Below are 24,474 nucleotides of genomic sequence, written 5' to 3' on the forward strand. Positions count from 1 at the left end.
TTAATCTTCCAACAAATAATCTCAGTGGAACTTTATAGAATTAGATACCATTAAGTGGTTCAGGTGCTTTATAGCAATTCACACATTTCACACTTATTTGTTTATAGAATAGGACAGAATGTTATACACACATTCTAATGATTTACATACTAACAACGAGGAATTAATCTGGCCAATTATAGAAGTAATATGAGAAAAAATAAGGGTGCAAGCGGCAAAGCTTCCGATACTCCGGAAGTTACAAGAGTTCGTACCCCACGAAAAGATAAAAATGAGATCTTAGCAACTGTTGGTACATTGCTTGGTGGAAAAAGAGTCAAATTACAATGCATGGACGGCATTGTAAGGATGGGCAGGATCCCCGGTTCAAAGAAAAAAAGGATGTGGGTTCGCGAAGGCGATATTGTAATAGTGACCCCATGGTCTTTCCAGGATTCCAAAGCTGATGTGATCTGGAAGTACACATTTCCACAGGTAAACTGGCTTCAACGCAAGGGCTACCTGAAATAAAATAATGAATGTATGATCATTCATTATTTATTTTCATCATCTATTTTCATTATTTTGTTAAATTTGGTATCTATGTCTCAATTAAATTAAGAAATGTGGATGGATATAGATATGGGTAATATAACGGCTGGTTTCACTATCAACCAGATAAATATTACAATCTATACTATAATTTAAAACTGCAACTCAAAACAAGAATTAGTATTAAAAAAGTGACAATGAAAGATCGAACAATACGACCTTCCATCATTGAGCTTATAAAGCTGTAATTAAACGAGTTCGCCGAATGCGAATTTTCTCATGACCTTGGTAATTTTGATTGATACTTCGTCGCCAACTTTTGCGCCTGGGACAAAAATTACAAAACCGCTTACTCTAGCGATTCCATCGCCTTCTCTTGCGATATCTTCAATTGTTACGTCGTATGTTTCGCCAGCTTCTACTGGTGCAGTTGATTCCATGTTATTGAACAAATATTTCACTTCCTTTAAAGTGCTTAAAAAGATAATAACCAGACTAGTAAACATAAGGAGAAATAGCAAAACAGTTAAAGCAATACCATCCAAACCTATATATTCATCAAAGCAGCGTTAATTCTCTAAAAGCAATTTATACATACCTTATTTACATATAAATCTATTGGATAATACTGCCACCATCGACTGAAAAGAAAACAAATATATCATGTCAGATTTGATTCTTCTTAATTGTCTATTCAGATCTATATTAAAAAAAACATAATTAATTCAAAAATCTTTTATACCATTACAATAGATATAATAGAATATTCAACATATAATATATTTAAAATTTTAAATACTTATGGGCATAGGGGGAGCTAAACTGATAAAATCTAAATACTATTCATTTAGTCTAATAATTTTAGCATATGCTGCACTTGCTTTAGTAGCAAAAACACTTCTTCAATTGGAAATTGCTGCAATGAGATCCGGAGTCAGCGTATTCCTTGAAAGTAACACATTTCTTATGATAGCTCCTTCAATGGCCCTGGTAGGATATGCTGCAGTTAAGACCCTTAAATTAGCTGAGTAAGATCAAGGATTCTCTCCTTGACCATGATTTTATTGTTCATTTAACTTTATAGGTTTCCATCATATCTACACATCATATGTAATGTAAATCCTTATTCTGACAATTGATCTTTGAGATATTGACCTTCATTTAGATAATCTCGATGTAGATCATCCCATTATAATCTCTATATATAGTTTAAGAGAAAAACTATAGAATGATAATATTGTGTAGCAGATGCTGTATTTGCTATCAAGAGGGGGAATTGACAATTACTAATGATTCTGAAACATTTCAGGATGAGATCAGATCAGTTCAAAAAGGCTTAGCCCGCAATGAAATTATCGCAAGAACTTCAAAAAGTGTGTGCCCGGAATACCTTAAAGTCATTAATTGCCAGATGATACTGCGTGAGAATAAGGTCTTTTTACGTAAACACTGTGTGGATCACGGTTCTTTCGAAACCCCTGTGTATTCGGATGCCAACGATTATCTTGATGTCTTAAGCACCAGGGCCTGTTCAAGCCCCCTACACTACCAAAAGCCTGTTTCGAAGAGCTGTCGCCTTGATTATGGATTGTGTGCGGATTATCAACAACACACATGCGTTGGGATTGTAGAGATAACTGATACGTGCAATCTGAATTGCCCGATCGGTTTTGTAGATTCAAGAGGAAGTTTTATACCTACCTTTTGAGAAGGTAAAGGAGATGATAGACCGTCCAAGTGATCAATCTAAAGGTTTCATCTTTGATAATATCAGAGTTGATAATGCTATTCTCTGGCTAAACTCAGTTTCAAGCATGAAATCTTTCATGAATTGCTCAGCTTCAGGATTATTGATCAGCATTAGCATATCGCTGAAATATTCGGGAATATAATATTCCGTATTTCCTGCTTCGATCGCATTCCTGTATTCATTCCTGACCTGTTCATCAAAATATTCTGCTTCATAACAGAGAAGTTTGAGGATAAGCTCAACTGCTTCCTGCTTCCTTTCCAGAACTGCCATGCTTGCAAAAGGAGGAACAAAGATACTTAAGAAATAGAATGTCCCGCTTAATGAATTCTCAGGATCGTACCAGATCTGAAGTTCGTCCATCATTTCACGATTCTTTTGCTCTCTCAATGAATCAGAAAGGGAATGGGTCTCAAAGATAGAAAGAATTGTCCGGAACTTTTTCTTTAGTTCCTGAAAGATCTTATCCCGGTCCAATAAGCTAGCTGAGTCAAAATGTTTCCAGCCCGGAGCAAAATAAAATGGAACGACAAGCGGTTCCTCGCCGATGGCCGGATAATAAAGCGTGTCAGACTCCCCTGTAATAATATCAAAGTAAGGCATCCTTAATCTGAGACTATAGCAAGCGTTTTCCTGGGATGAAATGTTAATAGCGATCTTATCTGCACCTTCACCGTTGGCACTGAATGTACGCTCAGGTTCATTGTTCAGCTTAAGCAATGGATATTGCGTTTCATGTACGCTGAGTTCAGCCTCCAGCATAACAAAATTCAATGGGGCTGCCGGCAAGGAGTAATCAATTGTGGTGTCAGGTTCCCACTTTTCGACCTCCAGGAAGATCTCCTCTACAATAATTGATCCGGAACCTGTATTAGCTAGAATAAATTTGATCTCATTGTTTCCCTGAGGGTAATCCAGAGTTATAGTAGGCCGGACCATCTTTAGGCATGATGACTCATTTTTCTCCATCAATAATTGCCTTAGAAGAGATATTTCGTTTGTGATCTCATCCATTTGTATGTTGTAGGACATCAGTTCATTCTCAAATGAACTGGTCGAAGCCTGGATGTTGCTGAGCATATCTATGGCATCAGAATAATTTCTGCCCATCCCTTGTTCTTCTCCGAATGCACGCCTTATAGTAGAAGCAAGCACGGTGCCCAGAAGAGGAACTGGCATTTTATTGATCTCATCACAAATAATATTCAAAGCCACTTCGCCAGTTGATTCCTTTAACTTCTGTGGAAGAGCTTTGAGCATAAAGCCAATGTAATTCTGAGCAAACGAAATGATCGAGTCCTTAGAAACTTCCTCTTGTCTTTCATTCAAATTGCCAGACATATTATCCCCACTTTTATTTTAGTGGGAAACTATAAACTATTTCGTCCGGGAACGTTAAAATTAAAGTAAAAATTGAGCGGAAATTGAGAAACTTAGAGTGATAGTATCAACAAAAAAATCAACTGCTTTTAACTCTCGCATGCCACCATACATATTCAAATTCTTCTGATAACAATTGCTCTTTATCTTTATCACCAGTAAAATCATTCCAATCGATCTGTGTAGCCAGATCAAAATTGATCTCGGTGTGGAAGATCTTCATCATTGTACGGGTGCCTCTTGCATTAAGCGAGATAGAGCTACCTGTGAAAACGATCTTTTTGCCACTCAGCTCTTCGGTATGATTAAGAACTATAGGCATGATCTTAAAAATAGAATGGATCATTGAATTACGCAAGTGTTCATTGTCAGAATATGACCTTTTTTCAAGGCCGATCACTATTGCGTCAATGTTTTCATAGTAACTTACTCCAACTATATTTACACCTGAATCCAGTGACATTTCAGATAATTCGTACATCAGGGTGTCTGCTATTGTTGGAGGTTCTGTTTGTGCGGAACCAACCATTGTTCCTACAGAGCCTGATGTGCTGTTGCTAACGATCAGAGCTGCAGTAGTGATCAAAAGGACCACAATTACCAGACCCATTGATAATTTTAAGACAGATTTCATCACTTTAGTACCACCACATATTGAATGAGCGGATTAGCTAAAAGATTAATTGTAATATATATTTTTCGATTATTTTGTACTGATGCAGATACAAAAAGGCACATAATAACAAATTCTGTGCTTTTTGTCAATCCTCAAATGAAGGTATACAAAAAGTGCATGTTGCACAGAATCTTTAAATGGTACAACAAATTAAAAAATAACTATGAGTTCTGTCCATGGGGTGGTGCAATTGCTACCGATTACGAGATCACTGGGATGCAGATCAGAATATCTTTGATGATGCAGTGATTCGGAAAGGACATCGGCTATTCAAACATTGTAATGACATCAAAATCACGCGTACTGTGCCTAACTGTTTTCTTAAGTTGCATATTACACAGGAATTAGGTATGCTGGGAGCCAGTTGTATCATCAACTATCATTTCTGTAATATAGCCGACAACAACCGATGCTATGATCATGTACAGTGTAAGTATCAACGTATAGGTAACACCAAAATAATGTATCATGATAGGAAGTAGAGGGAGTTTTATAGAGCGGTTATACAGGAATGTGCTCATGAAAGAAGTTCTCATTCCTTTTTCTTTAAGATCTGAAAGAAGAGGATACCATACATAAATTGGACCTGCACTCAAGATGCCCGCTACAATTGAAAATATCCAGCCTCTTGCCCCTGCTTCCTGTCCAAGATACGTCCCGATTTTGTCAGGTTTGATAAACAAGTCGAAAAGGAATATGAAAACAAATACTAATGCAAGTATTGGAATTACACTTAAAAGGATCGAGTAGGTTTGCAATACCGCTTCGTAGAACAAAGAAGGAAACGTAAAATAAACCATTAGGTAGATTGCGATCATTATTCCAACAAAATAATAATTTCTCACGGTTATATTTCTCCTATAAATCCCAGAGTTATTATTGTTAATATGGCCACAAAAAAAGCTACGATAAAGCAGATTATATTTCTTGTGAGTGCAAATTTTTTCCCAAGGAGGTCCATCTCAGCAGGGAGATTTAAAATTCCTACAGTAACCCAACTTAACAAGAATGCTGTAACAGCAACAAGAGATACACCTTCATTAAGGAGTTCACCTCCAATTACATAACTTGTTATCGGATTTCCCGCTGCCACACTCCCGATAAAACTACCGACGAGGGGATCAATAAGGATATTACCAGTAAAAATTTTAGAATAGAGATATTCAGGTACTGCAGCTATCAGAAGACTTATTGCCATTACGACTCCAAAAACTATAGGAAAACTCTGATTTATGGTATTCAGGGTTTTTCTGGCACTTTTTTCAAAATTAAGCATACATCCATCACCTTGATTAAGCACTATGAATGTGTTTTACTGGAAAATACTTAAACTTTGTTATACATCTATGCCTGTAGCTGGGAGTGTCAATCCATCCAGCAAATATCAAGATATATCAGTGTATTACCTGAACAAAATCAGAAAAATATTTGATTTAGAAAAAATTGGTAGCCCGGCACGGATTCGAACCGAGGTTGCGGGATCCAGAGTCCTGCATGATTGACCACTACACTACCGGGCTGCTTATGATTACAGCACCTACATAGTAACCCTAATTAATAAAGCTATCGGCTGGTGCTTAAAAAGAGCTTAGAGATCATCCGGATTCTCGTCCAGAATAGCTGTCATCCACCATCTTGCCATATCCATAAGATCGCGGCTGAACTGGCCCGATAAACGATACTTGTGGTTCTTATTGGTGATCATACCGGCACCAAGAAGCTTGTTACGCATCGCGTAGAATGAGGCACGGCCTATATCAAGCTCTTTTATGACATCCTGCCATTCGCTTGTCTTGATAGGATTACCTGCCTTCTGGCGCTCTTCAACCATGGTAAGGAATTTCTGCCCGCGCATAGCTGTGGCATCTTCCTGGAAAAGACGGCGCATAAGGCTGAAATAAGGATCCCTGGAACGGGTTATGCGCGCATTTGTATCGGAACGTACCATTATGGTCGTAGAGGTTCTGGGTGCATCTTTTACAGATACCATTTAAGATCAAAGCCTGCTGATCAGAGATCAGCTTGAGGCAATCCCCTTAGAATTAAGTTCTGACTTTAAAAGATCGGTATATTCTTCCTTTAAAGAATAGACTGTAAGAGTCTTATAAGATTCCTTATGGGACCTTAGAATTCCGAGCTTTGAATGTATATAGCCCACCATCGAAGCAACTGCGCTTCTGGAAACATCATACTTTTTGGTGATGCTTGCATGTAATTCATCTACAGTAGACTCTTTTAAGTTTAAGAACAACGATAGTATGTAGCTCCTAAGTCCATCAACGTCCAGTTCAATGAATTTTTCAAGCCGGTCTTTAATTTTAGATCGAATAGATGCCATGATATGTATTCTCCCTAAAGAACAGTAACATATATTATGTAGATTGGAGTATATATATCTTTGTAAAATAATGAAGCAGAATTGATATCAGAACCACTGATTCGCAAAGGGATGATAATGACAGCTCAAGATACTCGAAATTATAGTTATGATCTGAAAGAAAATATACTTTATGCAGGAGATCAACAGGTACCTGCCTATGAGCTGGAAGAAAATGAGATCGGTACCTGTGGGAACTGTAAATCGACCATCACAAGTCTCAGTTATCATGAGACAGATGATAAATTCATTGTTGTAGGCAACTGTACTAACTGTGGAACTCTCTTTGCAAACATCTATGGTCCTGACTGGAACTGGGTTAGCGAAATAGCCATTTCTCACTATTCCGGGCCGATCTCTGAACATAACGCAGAAGGAGTATCTAAAATATTCCCTGGTGCCAAAGGTCCTAAAGAATCAGAAACCCCTGATATTGATGGCCTGGAACTATTGAACAGAATCCCTATGAAGCAGATAGAAACCATTTTTTCACCCACGGAGATCACAGCACTGTTTGCACGTGCAAAAGGTGAGAAATGTATTAGGCAATATCTCTATAATGCCAGGAAAAAATATCAAACTTTTGAAGATGTTTTTGGGGTCAAGCTTACAATTTAAAATGAGGGCTTATGATTGCGTTTTTTAAAGTTCAAATCCATTCAGATCGATAATGTAATAAAATAATATTACAACAATTGATCAGCAAAATATAAATTAAAAGTATAATTGGATAATATATTATTGAAAATATTATATTGTGCACAAATGAACTAATTTATAACTGTTGGACCAGTACCAAACAAAGCAAACATATACAATTATTTAGAGTGTAAATTAAAAATCAAATTGAGTATTATTATAATAAAAATTAAATTTAAAATGTAGTACCTTATTTTGTACTATGTGTTTCAATTAACTTTTAAAATGTAGAGTGTATATGTAATAAGCTGAATGTTGGTAGAAAAACATAGGCATGTTTTTAAAAAATAATTATGGACATTTTGCAAATCATAAGACAAATTATAAGAAATGAAGATCTTTATTAAGCTCTAACTCAAAAAAATGAGTGATACTTTAGAGCATTAAAAGATATCTCTATTTTATTTATGCGCTTCAATAGAACAACTAACTATGGACGGAAAATGCCTATGCTTTTTTAGTATAATATTGATTGCAACCTATACCAGTTGTAATCTGAAAAAGTACAGAAAAATATAGGAGTTTTTGGGCAATGAAATGAGCCAACTTCAAAATCTAATTAAAATAATCAGACAAATTGGATCTGCTTTCACGAATATACCTGGCATAACTGAAATTAAAAAACTACTAAATTTGATATTGCGCATTACATATACTATATGCATAGGTTGTAGTAACATTCCTAATATGCATTTCTCGATTATTTTTTGCAGAGAATGGGGGGTTCGCAGGTTATAAAATGCATATTCGTATAGTCTATGGAATTGATGTGTTTGGGAAAGTACCCTCTTTTACACCTGCACATATCCCATTCTCATATAATATAAGAATGGTATACGGGTGGGATCTTCGTCGAGATCTACTCTGGACAAAGAGCGATTTCACCAAAATTAATGAGAAAGTTAAAAACTTCTCGAATAAATAGCCTAAAATGCAGGTTACTTCCATTAAAAATACTGTAAAAATTAAAAATTTTGGCTAAAATTTGCTATGTTTATTATGGTACTTTTGAGTTGTTACCTATACACTAACTGGTTGATAAAGGAATATATAAATATAGGCAAATAATAATTAAATTTACAAAATATATTGTATAATATATACTATAATACATATTCTGTTTGAAATGCTACGGAATAATAGGTATTATGCTCAAATAATAAGTTTAATAAAGTATATGCTTTAAAATACATAGTCGATAGTATACTAAAAAACAGTTATATATATTTAAAAATAAAAGATAATATAATATATGAAATATATGGTATAAAGTAATTGTTGGCATATAACGATTATATAGTATATAATAGATGATATATTATTAAAAAGAAAGTAAAGTAATAAAAAGTCAAACATGCACAAATTTTTTAGAGCAATTGCCTATACGAACGGAGGTATTTTTGAATCCGAGCCTATACACTATTCAATTTGTAAAGTAATAAATAAATATAGGCTTATAAAATTAAAATAATTCTTTTAAAGGAGGTTAAATTTAACACGGACTTAACACATCGATATATTAACAAAATTGAATAATAATCAACATGTTTATTTTTATTCAATCAATAATACAGATTGGAATATTATTGCCTGATTGAAGATCTGTAAATAGATTCTTATTAAAATTATAATGAATGACATTGCAATTCTAAATATATACTTTATGACATATATCAAAAAATATAGTCTTTTCATTTTCGATTGTACTAATATAGAGACTCACAATAAATAAAACAATATATTTAAACATATATAATTAGAAGTATTTATTGAATAACAATTAGACTAATTATATAAAATATAATATATACACAATGTGTTTTTAAAAATGTAATCATAATTATATATAGTATATTAAAAATATAATTAATAGTATTTAATTAAATATACATATCAGAACACAATTCTATTAAAGCTAACTAAATGAATTAAATGATAAATAGTATATAATAAAAGATATATTGCTATTTTCAGTACTATACGTACCAATCATTATAGTTTTTTACTTTTTAGTTTAAGGAATGGACAAAATGTGTAGCTACCTCACAAATATGATAATGGCTACTTGAAAATATATGGCAAGTAACTATATACTAGACAAATAAATATTAAAGAATACTAGCAAAGTTGGGGAACCTGGGGCATAAAATGAAAACCTATGATGATGACAACAGAAAACCGAACAGGTTGATCCATGAGAAAAGTCCGTACCTTCTGCAGCATGCATACAACCCTGTAGACTGGTATCCATGGGGAGAAGAAGCATTCAAAAAAGCGAAAGATGAAGAAAAACCGATCTTCCTGTCCATAGGATATTCAACCTGTCACTGGTGTCATGTGATGGAAAAGGAATCCTTTGAGCATCAGGACCTAGCAGATCTGCTAAACAACAATTTTGTTTCCATAAAAGTGGACAGGGAAGAAAGGCCGGATATTGATGCTGTCTATATGGAAGTCTGTCAGGCTATGAACGGAAACGGTGGCTGGCCGCTTACAATAATAATGACATCTGAAAAAGTGCCCTTTGTAGCTGCAACATATATGCCAAAAGAGAGCATTCCGGAGCGCATTGGGTTGATGGAACTTTTACCACAAATAAATGTGATCTGGACCAAAGAGCATCACAAGATAGACGAGCAGACATCCATGATCCGTTCCCATCTCTCAGAACAAACAGCTCAGAAGCCTATGGGAGAAGGAACAGTTGACGATAATGTCCTGTATCTGGCCTTCAAGCATCTTGAGGACACATTCGATGAAGAGAATGGCGGTTTTGGGAATGCACCAAAGTTCCCTTCCCCACACAACCTTATGTATCTGCTTAGATACTGGAACCGGAGCGGTGATGAAAGGGCACTGGAAATTGTAGAAAGAACTCTCAGTGCAATGAGATCCGGGGGGATCTATGACCATCTCGGTTTTGGATTTCACAGATATTCCACAGATAGCGCGTGGCTTGTGCCTCATTTTGAGAAGATGTTATACGATCAGGGAATGCTGGCAATTGCCTATTCAGAAGTCTATCAGGCAACCGGCAAAACCGAATATGCAGGAACGGTCAGGGAGATATTCGAGTATATCGAAAGAGATATGTCATCCCCGAAAGGTGGATTCTATTGTGCTGAAGATGCCGACAGCGAGGGTGTTGAGGGGAAGTTCTACGTTTGGGATACTAGCGAGATCAGAGAGATTCTTGAAGAAACTAATGCAGAGTTATTCATAGATCATTTCAACATGGAAAAAAGCGGCAATTTCCTTGATGAAAGCACTCGCAGACCAACCGGAAAAAACATATTGCACATAAAAGCCAGTCCTGATGAGATCGCACATAAACACAATATAAATCTCGAAGAACTTGAAAATTCCATTGAGAAAAGCAGGCAGAAGCTCTTTGAAGTACGTGAGAAAAGAGTTCATCCTTCAAAAGATGATAAAATTCTCACTGACTGGAACGGACTGATGGTAGCTTCACTGGCCATCGCTTCAAGAGCACTTGGGGAAAAGAGATACGAAAACCTGGCAAAAAGATGTGCAGACTTTATCCTTACCAGTACATATATGAGAACAGGCAGTCTTTCCCACCTGTGCAGCGAAAGAACAGAAACACCGGCATTCCTGGAAGACCACGCATTCCTAATATGGGGACTGATCGAGCTATATGAAACTACTTTTGAAATATCATACCTCAATACAGCACTAAAGCTCAACGGATACCTTCTGGACAATTACTGGGATACTGGAAATGGAGGATTCTACCAGACAGCCAATACTTCGGAAAGTCTTCTTTTCAGGAAGAAGGAAGTTTATGACGGTGCGATCCCAAGTGGTAACTCAGTTGCTTTTTCTAACCTGATCCGCCTTGGAAGAATGACGGGGAACACAGAACTTGAGAAAAAGGCCTACGAGATCATGAAGACCTTCTCCGGAACCGTTTCAGCCATACCTATCGGACATACCCAGTTCCTGTCTGGTGCGAACTTTGTCTTAGGACCTTCAAGTGAAGTGGTAATTGCAGGCGACCTTACTTCAGAGGACACAAAACTAATGCTATCACATCTTCACAGGGAGTACCTGCCTAACAAGGTCGTGATGTTCAAACCATCAGGAACTGAAGGGAATGCCATCACCCGGATCGCGGAGTACACTGAGAACCTTATTATGAAAAATGGAAAGGCAACAGCTTACGTGTGTAGGGACTTAAGCTGCAAAGAACCTACCACTGATCCGGAAAAGATGATCCAGTTGCTCAAGGCTAAGGAATATTAACAATAACATACGTTTGGCTTCAGTTGTACTAATATTATTTTTTGTTATGCTATGCGGCTGTGTTGGATAATGAAAATCTCGAACCTCCGGAGGATGAGCAGGATAGCCCCTCAAGTCCAACCATTGCACTTCTTTCCGTAGCCATAGCTTTTGCTATTCTAAGAAAGAAGACAAAATAAGATGAATGAAAAGTTAAAAGTGTCATAAAAAGAGAGAAGGTCGTGTACAGTTACGATGATCACTCATCGAGTATCTGGAACACGATCTCGACTATTCCATTTTTGCAGGTCATTTTTGAGCTTTTAGGATCGACCTTTGGTTCCAGTTCAACATGCTGGGTAAAGACCTGTTCTTCAGTCTCGAACTGAAGTTCAAGTTCAGACCCTGATGCACTATATGAGACATCATCGACCTCAACTCCGGTATCAACTGTAACGTACAGTTTATCATCTACCTCGGTGCACTCTACGACCAGGTCCTTCTTTGAAACATAGAAGAAGCTATTATCGCCTAATTTGATGGTGGAGAAGTGCTGCTCCTCAGAGTTATCAGCTCCATTGTAGATTACGGAAAAACCATAAAATGCAGGTTTTTCGAATCCCTCTTCAGCCATATCATCCATGATACGCTCAATAAGGGATCTGACAATTTCTTCCAGTTCCTTCATCGGAAGAGGAATTGAACCATCATCTTTGCGTTCTTTTTCGGTCATGGTCTGCCTCCATCATTTTTTGTGTTTCAAGGTCGTTTCAAAGAAGAAAAGAAAAAAATGTAAGTAATTAAGTAGTAAATAAATTAGTTAAGAAAGAATTTGATTCACTGGTGACGTTCGTGTATATACGAACTGTTGTTATATAAATGTTTTGTCAGGGGAAAATACCGTTAAATGAAGGAAATTAGACATAAAATCATGAAATCTGACAAATTTTTAAATGAAAGAAAGACACAATACCTCTTATGAACACTGAAGATCTTCTTGGCTCGCTTCACAAAGCTGCACGAAGCATGTCCACATCAGATCTTATGAAAGCAAGGGCCTTCATGGTCAGATCAGCTTCCGGTTTGCCTAAAAAGTACAGGGAAGCATATTCAACTGAGCTTTTCAACTATCTGTATACCATCTTTACAGAGATCAGCAATTCAAAGCAGCCTGAAAAGAATGAGGCCATTGATGCAGAAGAATATGATGATCTTATGAAAAGGCTCGACCAAATGGGTGTTTCAGAAGATCTGAATCAGGAGTATTTCAATAAGTTAGTAAATCTTACAGCTCCCTATCTTGTATTCATCGTCAAAAAACCGATCCATCCAATAGGGATGGTCTTTCCAGGAGGAGATCAGGTCCTGGAAAAGGATGGAATATACTATTGCCCTGTGAAAGACAAGCAGAATGATGTGGAGTGTGCTCTCTGCAAATTCTGTATTTGCAGGGATGCAGAAGAAATGGTAGAAGGTGATAAATGGAAAATGGAGGTATAAGATGAAGCTTAGATGTTAGCTCCATCTAAAACACGCTTGAAAAATGCAGTAGACATACCTTCCTCATCTACTTGACCAACAAACTTGACTAATTCCCAGCCATCAAGACCCATCTGATTAAGATCTTCTTTTGTCTCACCAACTTCTCCCATTCGAACAGACTTAATATCATATTCCCAACATGCCATGACAACACCTCATTTTGAGTTTCATTTGATAATAATAAATAGCCCGTTGATGGTATATAACTGTTTTTAAAAATTATATTTAACATTTAATCAACTAAAATTGATTAACAAGGTTCAATAAAAAGGGAAACAAAACGTCAATGAAAATTGGGGTAACTACAATCATTAAATATCCATAAAAGTAATTCTGAACTCAATTCCTGCATGGAACATGATCTTATAAATAGATAGAAACAGAAAATCTGTATAGATGGATCAGAATGGATGTAAACCAAAAAAACCAAGACTTTTTCCGTTACTGCTCATCAACTTCATCAATACCCTTGGTTTTGGAATAGTCATTCCGTTCCTTGTTTTTCTGGTAGAGAGATTCGGAGGGAACGCCATAGTTTACGGATTCATCGGTGCCATGTATCCTGCCTTTCAACTAGTGGGAGCTCCGATACTTGGAAGATGGTCTGATATTCACGGAAGAAAGAAGATCCTGTTCATAACCCAGGCAGGAACATTGTTTTCCTGGATCATATTCCTGCTTGCATTTTTTACCCCCGTGAAGACCCTTGTTAACGTAGATTCCGCATTCTTCGGGACATTTGTTATCACAATACCACTTCTCATCCTTTTCATAGCAAGAAGCTTTGACGGGCTTACGGGGGGAAATGTAGCCGTAGCAAATGCTTACCTTGCAGACATAACTGAAGAAAAGGACCGCAATAAGAACTTTGGGAAAATGTCTATTTCTACGAATCTTGGATTCATAATAGGACCGGCACTTGCAGGCCTGCTTAGCATAACGATCTATAGAGAACTGATTCCAGTACTTGCTGCTGCCCTCATATCCCTGGTAGGAACTGTTGTAATAGTTCTGTATCTGCCGGAATCAAGGCAATGCACCATAAGGAAAGCAGAGAAGATCGGCTTCAGGGAAGTGATCGGGATAAAGAACATACCATATATGTTGCTGCTATATTTCCTGATATTTCTTGGCTTCAATATATTCTATACAACATTCACACTTCATGCCATCCGTTCACTTCAGTGGTCCGTTGCTGATCTAGGGATCTATTTCTCAGTACTTGGAATAATGATGATAATAGTACAGGGCCCAATACTTAGCGAGGCGGTAAAAAGGTATTCAGATGCTTACCTGACCATATTCGGAAGTATTGTACTTGGTACAAATTTCATTCTACTTGTTCCCGGAAACGTTGCTCTTACATATCTTGCAGCTGTTTTCTTTGCACTTGGAAACGGACTCATGTGGCCTTCGGTCCTTTCTATGATCTCAAAACTTACGGGTAAAGACCAACAGGGTGCTGTACAGGGTTTTGCCAGCAGTTTTTCAAGTCTGGCCAGCATTGCAGGCCTGATCTTAGGAGGATTCCTCTATGAAATACTTGGAGGCTTGTCGTTCATAATAGCTGCAGCAATTATTTACGCAGTATTTCTGCTGTCCTTCAGGATGCTTTCTTTTGAGAAGAAAGTGCATGGAGAAGATTGAGCATAGGAAAATGAAATCTATGACTGTTAGCTGGCAGAATGCCAGGAGTGATAAACCATTTACTCTCAATGCTCATGTAAGGGAGAGGTTGGAAACTTGGGGAGAGTGAAATAAGGCATGTATCAACGCGACAAAAAAAAATGATTGATAACATTAAATATCAATCAGTTTGAAAGTTTCGATACCAAATATTCATGCTTTCAATGTTGCCAGATATATTGGTATTATTTACAAGTCTGCCACAATATTCATACCCGCATTTTGCAAAAACAATATTCATTCCATAAGAGCTGGCTCTTGCAATGGTATATGCAGTTTTAATCCCCTTTGCTTTTATGTCTTTTTCCATTTTTCGAAGCAACTGTGACGATAAACCTTTTCCACGAAATTCAGGCAGTGTTGCAAAATCTGTCATTTCCACACCCGAGTAATCATAGTCTATTTCAGCAGAAGAAAGTGCAACAACTTTTCCTTCTTTGAAAACACCGAAATATACCACATTATCTTCCATTGTCTTTAACAGATAATCAGGATCATGTATGGGGAAAGGATAGGTATCGAACGTCTTTTGGTAAACGTCAGCCATCTGTCCAATATCCTGCTTCTCACATTTCCTTATGGAATATTCAGATGGAAGAATGGAATGCATTCCTTTTTCTTTTGACAGGGCTGTCTTTATGACATCCTCATGCATTTCATTCAGGCAATTAATGCTTCTCTTGTCATCAAGGAATTTGCTCATGATAACTGCATCTTCTTTCCCATAATAATATCGTGGGATCGATGCTTCACAAAGATAGCTCCGATCACAAAGAAGTTCTTTGAAAGATCCAGGAACCTTTGTGAAGATCTTGGAATAACTTTCCTTTTCTGCAAGAGCATCAATTTCATCCAGAAGTGAAGGCATATCTGCCGGATCCAGTTTCATAAGATAGATCCGGTCGTTATAACTTCCGTGCTGGATAACAGAATTACCTATTTTCTCAATGGAATCCATTAAGCCCTTCTCTCCATCCTCGCATTATCTTCAGGAACAAGACTGGTGGTATCATCATGATCCGAGAGAAGTTTGGCAATACCAATTCCCTTGTACTCTGTAGCATCGTCAAGTTTAAGCTGAAGGTCACACTTTTCGCAGTTCCGATCACAATATATTTGTTTGTATGATTCCGGTTCCTTGTAGGTGGTAATAACACCTTCATAATTACGGAGGATCACACGATTAGTTGACCATGAGATAATATAGTTGGGCATGACCGGTATTTTTCCTCCCCCATGAGGAGCATCAATGACATAGGTAGGAACTGCAAAGCCACTCGTATGACCGATCAGGTTTTCCATGATCTCTATTCCCTTGCCTATAGGAGTCCTGAAATGTGAAAGTCCTTCTGAAAGATCACATTGGTACAGGTAATACGGACGAACACGGTTCTGGACCAGTTTATGGACCAGTTTCTTTATGATCCTCTGGCAGTCATTCACACCTGCAAGCAGTACCGTCTGGTTTCCAAGAGGGATACCACCATCTGCAAGCTTTTGAAGCGCTTGCCGGGATGAAAATGTTACTTCCCTGGGATGATTGAAATGTGTGTTTAACCAGACCGGATGATGCTTTTTCAAAACCTCAACAAGTTCATCTGTTATACGATATGGAAGTACGACAGGCATTCTGCTGCCGATACGGATCACTTCTACATGAGGAATGCTACTTATTTCAGAAAGGATCCAATCAAGGTAATCATCAGATAGCATCAAAGGATCGCCACCCGAAAGCAACACGTCCCTTATTTGTGGTGTGTTCCTTATGTATTCAATACCTTTGAGGATCTTCTCTTTTCCAGGTATACAATCAATGTCCCCAACTTTTCTTTTACGTGTGCAATGGCGGCAATACATAGAACAAACATTGCTTATGTGGAAAAGGACCCTGTCAGGATACCTATGAGTTATGCCCTCAACAGGGCTATCTGTATCTTCCGAAAGAGGATCTTCAAGTTCCTCATCTAATACAGTTAATTCTTCGGGTGAAGGAAACGCCTGGAGAAAAATAGGATCGTTCCTGAAATCATCAGAATCTATCAGCGATAGGTAGTAAGGTGTGATAGACAATGGGAATTTTTCCAGCGTTTCTTCGAGCTTCTCTTTTTCAGATGGCTCAAAACTTATTCCGAGTAGTTTCTCGAAAGTATCAATATCACGAATTGAATGTTTTAACTGCCAATTCCAATCTTTCCACTTATCCAGAAAGTCTTCAGAATCAATCATTGTTGCTATTTCTTTTTGTTGCTTACTGTATTTTTCCATCAAAATACCACTGCTAAGGTTTCGGCTTCAAAAAACGGCATCTGTAATTTGACATCCAAAATTGGCATCAAAAAAGCATATTGGACCCTAAATAACAGATACTTTTAGTCACTTTTCGTTGACTGTCGCCTATAAAATAAAATACACCTACACTATATGGTTGTACAGGGCATAATTTGAAGTTGGTATCTAATAAACCTTTCCCCTCCATATGTGGGAACTTGAAATCAGATTAGACATAAAGGAGTGGTAAAATATCTAAAACATCAATCAATTTATTGTAAGAGTTCCGTTTTTTCACGTTACCTATTACCCCAACTTGCTATGCGGGGATATAGGTAAGAAGAAAAAACGGAACTCCCATAATTTACATTTTAAGTGAAAGTAAGCAACAAAATTAATTAAAATAGTCCGATTCCTTCATTTCTATCAATGATTTTTCTTATAGTCTCATTAATATTTTCATTTCGAACTAAAACAAAATTTGGGTGTTTTTTCAAATGCCTTTTAATTGATCTCTTATAACTCATACTAGATTGTTTATTCAATTTAATAAATGATAATTTAAGCTTGTATGAGATATCTGCCCTGTATAGAACATCAATATCACTACGCCTATTATTAGGCAGTTCTTTGCTACTTACAGTCTCAATTATAGCTTCTCTTTTCTCTATTTCATTTTTGTTTTGTGAATATAAAGTTTCTACATATTTTTTATCTAATTCTTCCGAAAAAAATACATTTTCAAGACAATTATAAAATTGAAGAGTATTAAGTGAATCAATATCTTCTTCTTTTGTTACAAAAATAGTAGTATGGGCATCTTTTTTAATATTATACATATTGTTATCAATTAGAATAAGCATAATATTTTTAGATAAAGGAAGAAATATTTGCAAGCCACGAGATTTGCATCCGGTTGTACTCCGATTTTTTATTCTTTTGTAATTGTAAAAAACAACGGGTGCATCACTAAATATAAAATTTTTACTAGTTTTGTTGATCAGAAGTACATATTCCAAATCAATTATTGAATCTACTTTCTCAAAAGCAGCTTCCATTGAGACCTTATAAAAATCGGAGCATACTATTTTTAAATTATCAATCTGACTTGAAGTGTATCCTTTTCTTTTAAGTTCTTCATCACTTTTCATCAACGGTTTTAGATATTTTGAGCAAAATTCCTCAAACATTTTATTTGCAACATTCCTTTCATCTTTTGTTCTACTATACTGCAATAATATAAACAATCTCAAATAATAAAATGTATCTCTAGTTAAAAAATCAAGATCTTGTTTACCAATGATTTGCTTTAATATGGGAGACTGTTTTGTTTCTATTTGATTAAGAAATGTTTCTAGTTTTAAATCATTTCCATAAAAATACTTGCTTTGGCATAAGTTCTTAATAGTACCACTGTAAGCTTGTTGCCTTTTAAGATTATATACAAAAAGATGACTGTTATCTTGAGAAAATTTTCTCATATAAAATTGAGGAATATAATGTTGTTTTTTATTTGCAGCCATAAAAGTTTTTGATAAAGCTCATGACATATTTATGTTCTGATTTTTTTATTAATTTCCACGTTTTCATCATAAATTAGACGTTTTTAGCAGTCTTTGTTCCTATCCTTCCAACCTTTCCCTAACATGAGCATTGAGGGTAAACAGTTTATCAACCTCTTCACAGCCGGAGTATTCACATTTAAATCCCCAATATCTTTAATCCTCTGTTTAATCCCCTGAAACCTGCTCCTAGAAACTCCCCTTGCTTCAGCTTCTTTTTGTGATATCTTAAGAATAATATCCATTATCTCTTGTTTGTTAATAAACTCCTGAGCCTTCTTCACATCCAATTCCTGTTCATCAATATTATTGACTTCCTTGCCAATGTATAACCGATCAATCCGATAATCCTAATACGATTTGAGCAAATAAATCTACCAGAGCAGGTAGTTACTCAGAGGAAAGTTGTGTTTGAGTGGCGTGTCAAGGTTCATCATCTTTTAAAATTTATTTCATTGGTTATGTATTAGACCTTTATAGAGCAGATATTACTTAACTAAAAATATGTAGATTCAATCTTGGAATAGTTAAGGTGAAAACATGCTGGACAAAATACTTTCTACTGTTGTATTAAATGCAAATGATGTTACTAATCTAAAAATAAAAAAGGCAATGAAAAAAATGAATTGTGCTGATGTAATTGAAATAAGAAATTTTGATAAAAAAAGAAGGGGAATAATAGGGAAATACATAAACAAGTTTGGAAAAGAAGGACAACCTATGTTTAGTACTATGCATGGTACTGATGATACATTGTATATTTCTCGCAATACTGATATGAAAAGGCCTTTGGAAATGGAAGTAGCAAATTTAGTGATGAAAGGAAAGACTATTGAAGAAATTGCTAATTTCATCTTTGAAAATGAAATCGAAGCTGGCGAAATGGAAGTAAATTATGAACTAAGAAGAGATATAGCAAAATGGTTGAAGAAGCAGAAGTTTTAGTAAATGAATACAGAAATAACTGTGAATGTATGAAGAAAAAAAAGGACTGATATAAAATGGCAAACGAAGAAAATAGCAAATGGGTTAATAGAGAATGTCCGAACTGTAAGACGAATATTCCCGCTAATGAAATCGAATGTCCTTTTTGTGAAGTTAAAGTAGGGAAAAAAGTGCTACTCCTGAATTTCCAGGATCATATTATAAATATTGTAAACCTGACAACAGAAAACATGTTAAATGTAAAAATCCAAAATGTAAAAAATGGATTCTGAGAAGATGGGAAAAACGTCCATTTTGTGATAATGAAACATGAAAATTAATTGTAAATAGTTCTTTTTTCTCCACTATACCTATATTTCCTCTTTGAGAATCATCCGTTTTTTATTGACTACGAATTAACTTAAAATTTAATTTTTGAGAGTTCCGTTTTTTCACGTTACCTATATCCCCAACTTGCTATGCGAAGGGAGAAATTCGAACCCTCGCTTTTTTTTTTGTTCTTTTCTTTTGTTTGGTATGTACAACATACCCTCAGTATAGAGTATGTTTTAACCAAAGTGTTTAAACAGCATGGAAAGACAGCGAAGAAAGAGGTTTGTGTATAAAGAATACAATATAGAAAAAAGTAAAAACGAAGAATAAGAACGAATTATTCTGCTTTAATCGTCTTCAATTCATCAAGTACGGCCATTGCATGCCCTTTGGCCTTGACTTTATCCCACACCTTCGCAATGTTGCCTTCAGGATCGATAAGGAAGGTTGTCCTGACAGTACCCATGTATTCCTTGCCAGCCATCTTCTTCAAATGCCATACATCATAGCTTTGCTGCAACTCAGTACTCTCATCTGAAAGAAGAGTGATTCCCAGTTCTTTCTTTTCAATGAACCTCTTGTGTGATGCCTGGCTGTCCTTACTTACACCAATGACGAAAGCACCTTCTTCCTCGAACTCGCCTTTAAGCTTTGTGAATTCCATTGCCTCTATACTGCATCCTGAAGTGTTATCTTTGGGATAGTGATATAGACAATAGTATTATATTGTTTACGGGTATTTTTTAGAATGTAATATTGATTTTATGGAGGGATACCATGGCAAATGAGGATAGCAGAAAATACGCTAATGAGAAAGAAAGAGTAAAGGCGTTAAATAATCGGCAGCTCAAAAGACTAATGGACAATACCAATAATGATGCTAAACGTAAATTGTACCAACGATTCATTAATTCATTTAGAATATCAGGTTCAAGCGTATATACGGTTAGAAATCATTTATCTTCATTGTTAATATGGGATAATGTCATAAAAAAAGATTACAGTGAACTGACATATATTGATATTGAAAATGCATTAATTGAATTAGAAGATACTAAACTATCTGATAATTCAAAGAAAACACACCAGATAAATCTGAAGGTATTTTTGAAATTTACAGACATGGAAACATTAGCGGACAAAATTAAGGTCCGAAAAAGTAACAAAAATAAGTTACCTGATGAACTATTAACAAGTGATGACATAGACAGGTTGATTAATGCCGCACAGAATCCACGAGATAAAGCCATTATAAGCCTACTGTACGAATCAGGTGCAAGGTTAGGGGAAATGTTAAGTCTTCAAATAAAGCACATTGAACCACATGAGAAAGGCTTACATGTGCAATTTCCAGAGGGGAAGACAGGTGCAAGACGTATAGTAGTGATATATTCAGCTATGTATGTAAACCAATGGATAACTAATCACCCACTAAAAAGAGATTCAGAAGCATTTTTATGGTGTCAAATCGGTGGCAAACACGATTGTTTAACAATTGCTTCATTCAGGAAGGTATTAATGAGTGCAGCCAAAAGGGCAGACATAAAAAAACCTGTTAATCCGCATGCGTTTAGACATGCTCAAGCAACCGAATTAGCCAAAGAATTTACAGAGCAGACATTGAAGCGCTATTTAGGTTGGACACCAGATAGTAAGATGGCTGCAACCTATGTACACCTTGCTTCTAAAGACATAGACCAGGCAGTTTTGAAGCGTGCAGGTATTCATATTGAAGAAAGGGATACACGCTTAAAGGTAGATGAATGTCCAAGATGCCATGAAATCAATCCACCTAAAGCTAAGTTTTGTATGAAGTGTGGATTTGTGCTATCAAAAGAACAAAGTGAAGAAAACAATGAAACACTGATGATACTATTGGATAAACTTAAAAAACATCCCGAAATACTAGAATTGATTAATGAGATTTCTTAAGGAAATCGTTATTAATACTCTTTATAGCCTTTAAAGCATCTCCTGAATTCGATAAGATTTCTTTAATTTCCATATAGACAGCATGCTTTGCAAAATATGAAGCGGCTTTCTCACAAGCCTCCTTTTTAGATTTGGCCCTATCTTCATTTAAAGTTGTTATCTCGTTTATTAATTCATCGTTTCTTCTACCTGCCAGCATATCAGATAATAAAGAATGTTCAAAAAGATATTGTACTAAGTCTTCAATTGGAAAAGAATGAGATTCGGAGACACTTAATAGAAGCTCAGTTTGCCCATCCATCGTCAGACGGAAGTAATCAGAAGCAGTTTTTTCAAGGACATCTGCATCATTATTTAGAAATAATTCAAAAAAAGATTGTGATTGATAAAATTTTACCATCAAAGCATAATATGCTAATTTATTCATCTTTTTTTGATGTTTCGAAAAAGAAATAACTTTCTCTTTAATATCTTCCTTTGACTTCCTTAATTCATCAGTATCCTCATGCAAATCGTATAATTTGTCTAAAATAGTTAGATATTTAGAATTTGTCTCAAAAACTCCATTATAGCGACATGCCCATCTGTGTTTCAATGCTACATTATTCAAAACAATTATACTGTTTTGAAGCAAAGGCACAAATTCTGGATATTTTACTAGCTTTCTGAGACATTCGATAGAATAATCTAATGCATAGTATAATCCCTTCTCACGACCATATACAAACCCCTTTTTAGATTGCAAAATCCCTTTTTCATGCAATAATTTACAGCGGTTGTTTACCCCACCTTTGTTCTTCCCAATCCTTCTTGCAATCTCTGTAGGATACGTTCCTGTACCACTAGTTAACAGAAAATGTATGATAGCTTTGTCTACCTCACTCAATTCACCCATATTTTTCATAAATAAATTACTAAATTTTACTATATAGATATGATTGTGAATGTGCGATTAACAACTAACATAACTAAAAATGAGATAGTACAGTGATTTCAAAAATAGTAAACACCTCATGAACCTATTAATAAACTCTAATCCAAAAGTATTCATTGATATTATGTCTAAAATGGAAACATTCAGTTTCAGGCTTCCACCTGATGCTATAGTAAATGCAAATAAAATAGCTGCACAAGAGCATGTTCCATTAAGAACTCTATTGAGGTCATGGATTATGCAAAGACTTGACCAAGAAACATCAGTTGTAGCCGGAAGAGATGTGGCGTCTACGCCCGACTACAACGAGCAGGCCAACCGTTTCACTGGAGGTCCTACAAATGGAGATTAATTCTGATTCTACTAATGAGTTATCCTCATGGGCACGCGAATTCTTGAAAGAACGAAAAGAGAGCATTGATTACATCTCAAAGTTCGGATCACCCCTTGACAAGGCCTTGATCAAAGTGGTTTTCAAATGTGCAGAAGGTATGGAAGATTTTCAATCTTCAGCAGCAACTGATATTGAAACTCAAAAAAGAAACTGAAGTCAGAATCTTCGGGTTATTGCAGTCGATTAAAAAGACAAGGCTACTTTGACAGAGGTAAAAAGAGAGAAGAATCTCGATTTTATTATGCCACTTCACGCCCATGATCAAAAAAGCAGTTGTTCCGGTGATTCACGAATTTGGAACATATCTTTTTGTCCCAGATTTAGAACTTTATCATGCTTTTATTAATTATTATGTAAACAATGTAGAGGATAGTTACAACCACTACATTACCGACAGACATGGTCGCAAATTCAAGTTTTGGTCGAAACCTGGAGGGTTACGTAACCCAAAAACCAATGAGTTGGCATTTGAGTATATATTGTCATGGAAAGATGCTATAGGGGCTTCAAAATGCCATATTGTAGTTAAACCTCTTTTTGGACCAGGAACAAAAACAAAAACCGGTCAAATTCTCAACTTACCAGAAATAGGTACAAATATCGAAGTTCAATGCTCTTATTTTGAGCTCCATGATATTCTTGATATTTATGAGGACATTTTAAAAGCAATTGGTGCTACCAGATTTGAACATTCCATTGATTGCAAGCGTTCAAGAATATTTCATATGGCAAGGCATGTTCGATATCATGAGAGACATGAACCAGAAGTCGTATACATGCTAAAAGGAATCAAGAATAATTCCTCAATGCGAGGAGATGTTGATCTTGTCGAAAAGGTTCGTAGTGGCAAGTATGATATGTACAAGATAGACTTGCCTTCTTTTGATGTCTGCAATATTGAAACGGATTTTGTTCATAGTGTAAAATCATACCGAATTAAGAATTTCCTTGAAAGAACTGCATCGGATCCCCTTAGACACCCTAAGCTAGAAGTATTCCTTAACAGCAAAGAGCATAAGAGGATCTATGGAAAGTACCCTACTATAGACGAATTCTTACAGATCGAAAAAGATCTGGATAGGCTTCTTGCATCTTTATTGAACTTTGTCGGCCCTATTGAATAGATCTCAGATGCTTATTTTGATGCTGACAAAACAAAAGAGATCCGATATGATCTCCCACAATGGGATTATAATAGGATAACTACTGAACCAGATAGGGAATTACCTGATAACAATGCT

The 24,474-nt window shown here is 36.0% G+C and carries 27 protein-coding genes, 1 tRNA gene and 1 pseudogene; 13 read left to right on the forward strand and 16 right to left on the reverse strand.

Going from position 1 to position 24,474, the window contains the following annotated elements; translation table 11 throughout:
* Window positions 1-189 precede the first annotated feature (189 nt).
* Window positions 190-510: a translation initiation factor eIF-1A gene (gene eif1A / locus E7X56_RS05050; RefSeq protein ID WP_135605468.1), complete on the forward strand. Its 321-nt coding sequence runs from the start codon at window positions 190-192 to the stop codon at window positions 508-510.
* A gap of 269 nt (window positions 511-779) precedes the next feature.
* On the opposite strand, the gene E7X56_RS05055 is transcribed toward eif1A, so the two are convergent.
* Window positions 780-971, reverse strand: a complete 192-nt coding sequence (locus E7X56_RS05055) for a TRAM domain-containing protein (protein WP_091689934.1) — start codon at window positions 969-971, stop codon at window positions 780-782.
* Window positions 972-1,332: 361 nt separating this feature from the next.
* Here E7X56_RS05055 and E7X56_RS05060 point away from each other — a divergent pair, with 361 nt between their 5' ends.
* Both E7X56_RS05060 and E7X56_RS05065 read left to right on the forward strand, forming a co-directional pair.
* Complete coding sequence (locus E7X56_RS05060; protein WP_135605470.1) at window positions 1,333-1,563, forward strand: hypothetical protein; 231 nt, start codon at window positions 1,333-1,335, stop codon at window positions 1,561-1,563.
* A 244-nt stretch (window positions 1,564-1,807) separates the two neighbouring features.
* Window positions 1,808-2,239 (forward strand): hypothetical protein, encoded by a 432-nt coding sequence (locus tag E7X56_RS05065; RefSeq protein ID WP_135605473.1) that lies wholly within the window; start codon window positions 1,808-1,810, stop codon window positions 2,237-2,239.
* Window positions 2,240-2,272: 33 nt separating this feature from the next.
* On the opposite strand, the gene E7X56_RS05070 is transcribed toward E7X56_RS05065, so the two are convergent.
* Window positions 2,273-3,622 carry a hypothetical protein gene (locus E7X56_RS05070; RefSeq protein WP_135605475.1) on the reverse strand — a complete coding sequence of 450 codons (1,350 nt, stop codon included), beginning with the start codon at window positions 3,620-3,622 and terminating at the stop codon, window positions 2,273-2,275.
* Window positions 3,623-3,740: 118 nt separating this feature from the next.
* The gene (locus tag E7X56_RS05075; RefSeq protein WP_135605477.1) at window positions 3,741-4,295 is read right to left on the reverse strand and encodes a hypothetical protein; all 555 of its coding nucleotides are present in this window, start codon (window positions 4,293-4,295) and stop codon (window positions 3,741-3,743) included.
* A gap of 24 nt (window positions 4,296-4,319) precedes the next feature.
* On the opposite strand from E7X56_RS05075, the gene E7X56_RS05080 reads away from it, so the two are divergent.
* Window positions 4,320-4,586, forward strand: coding sequence for a hypothetical protein (locus E7X56_RS05080; protein WP_135605479.1), 267 nt, complete (start codon window positions 4,320-4,322; stop codon window positions 4,584-4,586).
* A gap of 95 nt (window positions 4,587-4,681) precedes the next feature.
* On the opposite strand, the gene E7X56_RS05085 is transcribed toward E7X56_RS05080, so the two are convergent.
* The 5 genes from E7X56_RS05085 to E7X56_RS05105 all read right to left on the reverse strand — a co-directional run bounded on the left by E7X56_RS05085 (window position 4,682) and on the right by E7X56_RS05105 (window position 6,675).
* A complete protein-coding gene (locus E7X56_RS05085; RefSeq protein WP_135605481.1) occupies window positions 4,682-5,155 on the reverse strand; it encodes a permease in 474 nt (157 codons plus the stop codon).
* 29 nt (window positions 5,156-5,184) lie between these two features.
* The gene (locus tag E7X56_RS05090) at window positions 5,185-5,613 is read right to left on the reverse strand and encodes a hypothetical protein (RefSeq protein WP_135605483.1); all 429 of its coding nucleotides are present in this window, start codon (window positions 5,611-5,613) and stop codon (window positions 5,185-5,187) included.
* A gap of 168 nt (window positions 5,614-5,781) precedes the next feature.
* Window positions 5,782-5,857: transfer RNA gene (locus E7X56_RS05095), tRNA-Gln, on the reverse strand.
* Window positions 5,858-5,925: 68 nt separating this feature from the next.
* Complete coding sequence (locus tag E7X56_RS05100) at window positions 5,926-6,327, reverse strand: hypothetical protein (protein WP_091689832.1); 402 nt, start codon at window positions 6,325-6,327, stop codon at window positions 5,926-5,928.
* Between the two features lie 27 nt (window positions 6,328-6,354).
* Complete coding sequence (locus E7X56_RS05105; protein WP_135605485.1) at window positions 6,355-6,675, reverse strand: DUF2551 domain-containing protein; 321 nt, start codon at window positions 6,673-6,675, stop codon at window positions 6,355-6,357.
* An 81-nt stretch (window positions 6,676-6,756) separates the two neighbouring features.
* On the opposite strand from E7X56_RS05105, the gene E7X56_RS05110 reads away from it, so the two are divergent.
* The gene (locus tag E7X56_RS05110) at window positions 6,757-7,332 is read left to right on the forward strand and encodes a hypothetical protein (protein ID WP_244603408.1); all 576 of its coding nucleotides are present in this window, start codon (window positions 6,757-6,759) and stop codon (window positions 7,330-7,332) included.
* Window positions 7,333-9,561: 2,229 nt separating this feature from the next.
* Window positions 9,562-11,679 carry a thioredoxin domain-containing protein gene (locus tag E7X56_RS05115; protein WP_135605486.1) on the forward strand — a complete coding sequence of 706 codons (2,118 nt, stop codon included), beginning with the start codon at window positions 9,562-9,564 and terminating at the stop codon, window positions 11,677-11,679.
* A gap of 238 nt (window positions 11,680-11,917) precedes the next feature.
* On the opposite strand, the gene E7X56_RS05120 is transcribed toward E7X56_RS05115, so the two are convergent.
* Window positions 11,918-12,391 (reverse strand): Hsp20/alpha crystallin family protein, encoded by a 474-nt coding sequence (locus E7X56_RS05120; RefSeq protein ID WP_135605488.1) that lies wholly within the window; start codon window positions 12,389-12,391, stop codon window positions 11,918-11,920.
* 245 nt (window positions 12,392-12,636) lie between these two features.
* Here E7X56_RS05120 and E7X56_RS05125 point away from each other — a divergent pair, with 245 nt between their 5' ends.
* The gene (locus E7X56_RS05125) at window positions 12,637-13,158 is read left to right on the forward strand and encodes a DUF2115 domain-containing protein (protein WP_135605490.1); all 522 of its coding nucleotides are present in this window, start codon (window positions 12,637-12,639) and stop codon (window positions 13,156-13,158) included.
* A gap of 8 nt (window positions 13,159-13,166) precedes the next feature.
* On the opposite strand, the gene E7X56_RS05130 is transcribed toward E7X56_RS05125, so the two are convergent.
* The gene (locus tag E7X56_RS05130; RefSeq protein WP_091689841.1) at window positions 13,167-13,346 is read right to left on the reverse strand and encodes a hypothetical protein; all 180 of its coding nucleotides are present in this window, start codon (window positions 13,344-13,346) and stop codon (window positions 13,167-13,169) included.
* A gap of 250 nt (window positions 13,347-13,596) precedes the next feature.
* Between E7X56_RS05130 and E7X56_RS05135 the strand changes: the two genes are divergently transcribed.
* Window positions 13,597-14,847 carry an MFS transporter gene (locus tag E7X56_RS05135; RefSeq protein WP_135605492.1) on the forward strand — a complete coding sequence of 417 codons (1,251 nt, stop codon included), beginning with the start codon at window positions 13,597-13,599 and terminating at the stop codon, window positions 14,845-14,847.
* Window positions 14,848-15,007: 160 nt separating this feature from the next.
* On the opposite strand, the gene ablB is transcribed toward E7X56_RS05135, so the two are convergent.
* The 4 genes from ablB to E7X56_RS05155 all read right to left on the reverse strand — a co-directional run bounded on the left by ablB (window position 15,008) and on the right by E7X56_RS05155 (window position 19,006).
* On the reverse strand, window positions 15,008-15,844 hold the full coding sequence (ablB, locus tag E7X56_RS05140) for a putative beta-lysine N-acetyltransferase (RefSeq protein WP_091690397.1): 837 nt from the start codon (window positions 15,842-15,844) through the stop codon (window positions 15,008-15,010).
* The gene (ablA, locus tag E7X56_RS05145; RefSeq protein ID WP_135605494.1) at window positions 15,844-17,151 is read right to left on the reverse strand and encodes a lysine 2,3-aminomutase; all 1,308 of its coding nucleotides are present in this window, start codon (window positions 17,149-17,151) and stop codon (window positions 15,844-15,846) included. The genes ablB and ablA overlap by 1 nt, the downstream gene beginning before the upstream one ends.
* 401 nt (window positions 17,152-17,552) lie before the next feature.
* Complete coding sequence (locus tag E7X56_RS05150) at window positions 17,553-18,677, reverse strand: DUF4238 domain-containing protein (RefSeq protein WP_135605496.1); 1,125 nt, start codon at window positions 18,675-18,677, stop codon at window positions 17,553-17,555.
* 83 nt (window positions 18,678-18,760) lie between these two features.
* Window positions 18,761-19,006, reverse strand: coding sequence for a hypothetical protein (locus tag E7X56_RS05155; protein WP_244603409.1), 246 nt, complete (start codon window positions 19,004-19,006; stop codon window positions 18,761-18,763).
* A gap of 250 nt (window positions 19,007-19,256) precedes the next feature.
* Here E7X56_RS05155 and E7X56_RS05160 point away from each other — a divergent pair, with 250 nt between their 5' ends.
* Together E7X56_RS05160 and E7X56_RS05165 are read left to right on the forward strand one after the other, a co-directional pair.
* Window positions 19,257-19,661 (forward strand): hypothetical protein, encoded by a 405-nt coding sequence (locus E7X56_RS05160; protein ID WP_135605498.1) that lies wholly within the window; start codon window positions 19,257-19,259, stop codon window positions 19,659-19,661.
* A 56-nt stretch (window positions 19,662-19,717) separates the two neighbouring features.
* Window positions 19,718-19,933, forward strand: coding sequence for a hypothetical protein (locus tag E7X56_RS05165; protein WP_135605500.1), 216 nt, complete (start codon window positions 19,718-19,720; stop codon window positions 19,931-19,933).
* 377 nt (window positions 19,934-20,310) lie between these two features.
* On the opposite strand, the pseudogene E7X56_RS05170 reads toward E7X56_RS05165, so the two are convergent.
* Window positions 20,311-20,676, reverse strand: a pseudogene (locus tag E7X56_RS05170) (peroxiredoxin); the annotation flags it as partial.
* A 74-nt stretch (window positions 20,677-20,750) separates the two neighbouring features.
* Here E7X56_RS05170 and E7X56_RS05175 point away from each other — a divergent pair.
* Window positions 20,751-21,905, forward strand: coding sequence for a site-specific integrase (locus tag E7X56_RS05175; RefSeq protein ID WP_135605504.1), 1,155 nt, complete (start codon window positions 20,751-20,753; stop codon window positions 21,903-21,905).
* Here the strand turns inward: E7X56_RS05175 and E7X56_RS05180 are convergent.
* Window positions 21,889-22,809 (reverse strand): MarR family transcriptional regulator, encoded by a 921-nt coding sequence (locus E7X56_RS05180; RefSeq protein WP_135605506.1) that lies wholly within the window; start codon window positions 22,807-22,809, stop codon window positions 21,889-21,891. The genes E7X56_RS05175 and E7X56_RS05180 overlap by 17 nt on opposite strands.
* 371 nt (window positions 22,810-23,180) lie before the next feature.
* Between E7X56_RS05180 and E7X56_RS05185 the strand changes: the two genes are divergently transcribed.
* Together E7X56_RS05185 and E7X56_RS05190 are read left to right on the forward strand one after the other, a co-directional pair.
* A complete protein-coding gene (locus E7X56_RS05185; protein WP_135605508.1) occupies window positions 23,181-23,387 on the forward strand; it encodes a hypothetical protein in 207 nt (68 codons plus the stop codon).
* Between the two features lie 103 nt (window positions 23,388-23,490).
* Window positions 23,491-24,357: a hypothetical protein gene (locus tag E7X56_RS05190; protein ID WP_135605510.1), complete on the forward strand. Its 867-nt coding sequence runs from the start codon at window positions 23,491-23,493 to the stop codon at window positions 24,355-24,357.
* Window positions 24,358-24,474: the final 117 nt, after the last annotated feature.

Origin of the sequence: Methanococcoides sp. NM1 (assembly GCF_900774285.1) — an archaeon.
Taxonomy (GTDB): Archaea; Halobacteriota; Methanosarcinia; order Methanosarcinales; family Methanosarcinaceae; genus Methanococcoides; species Methanococcoides vulcani.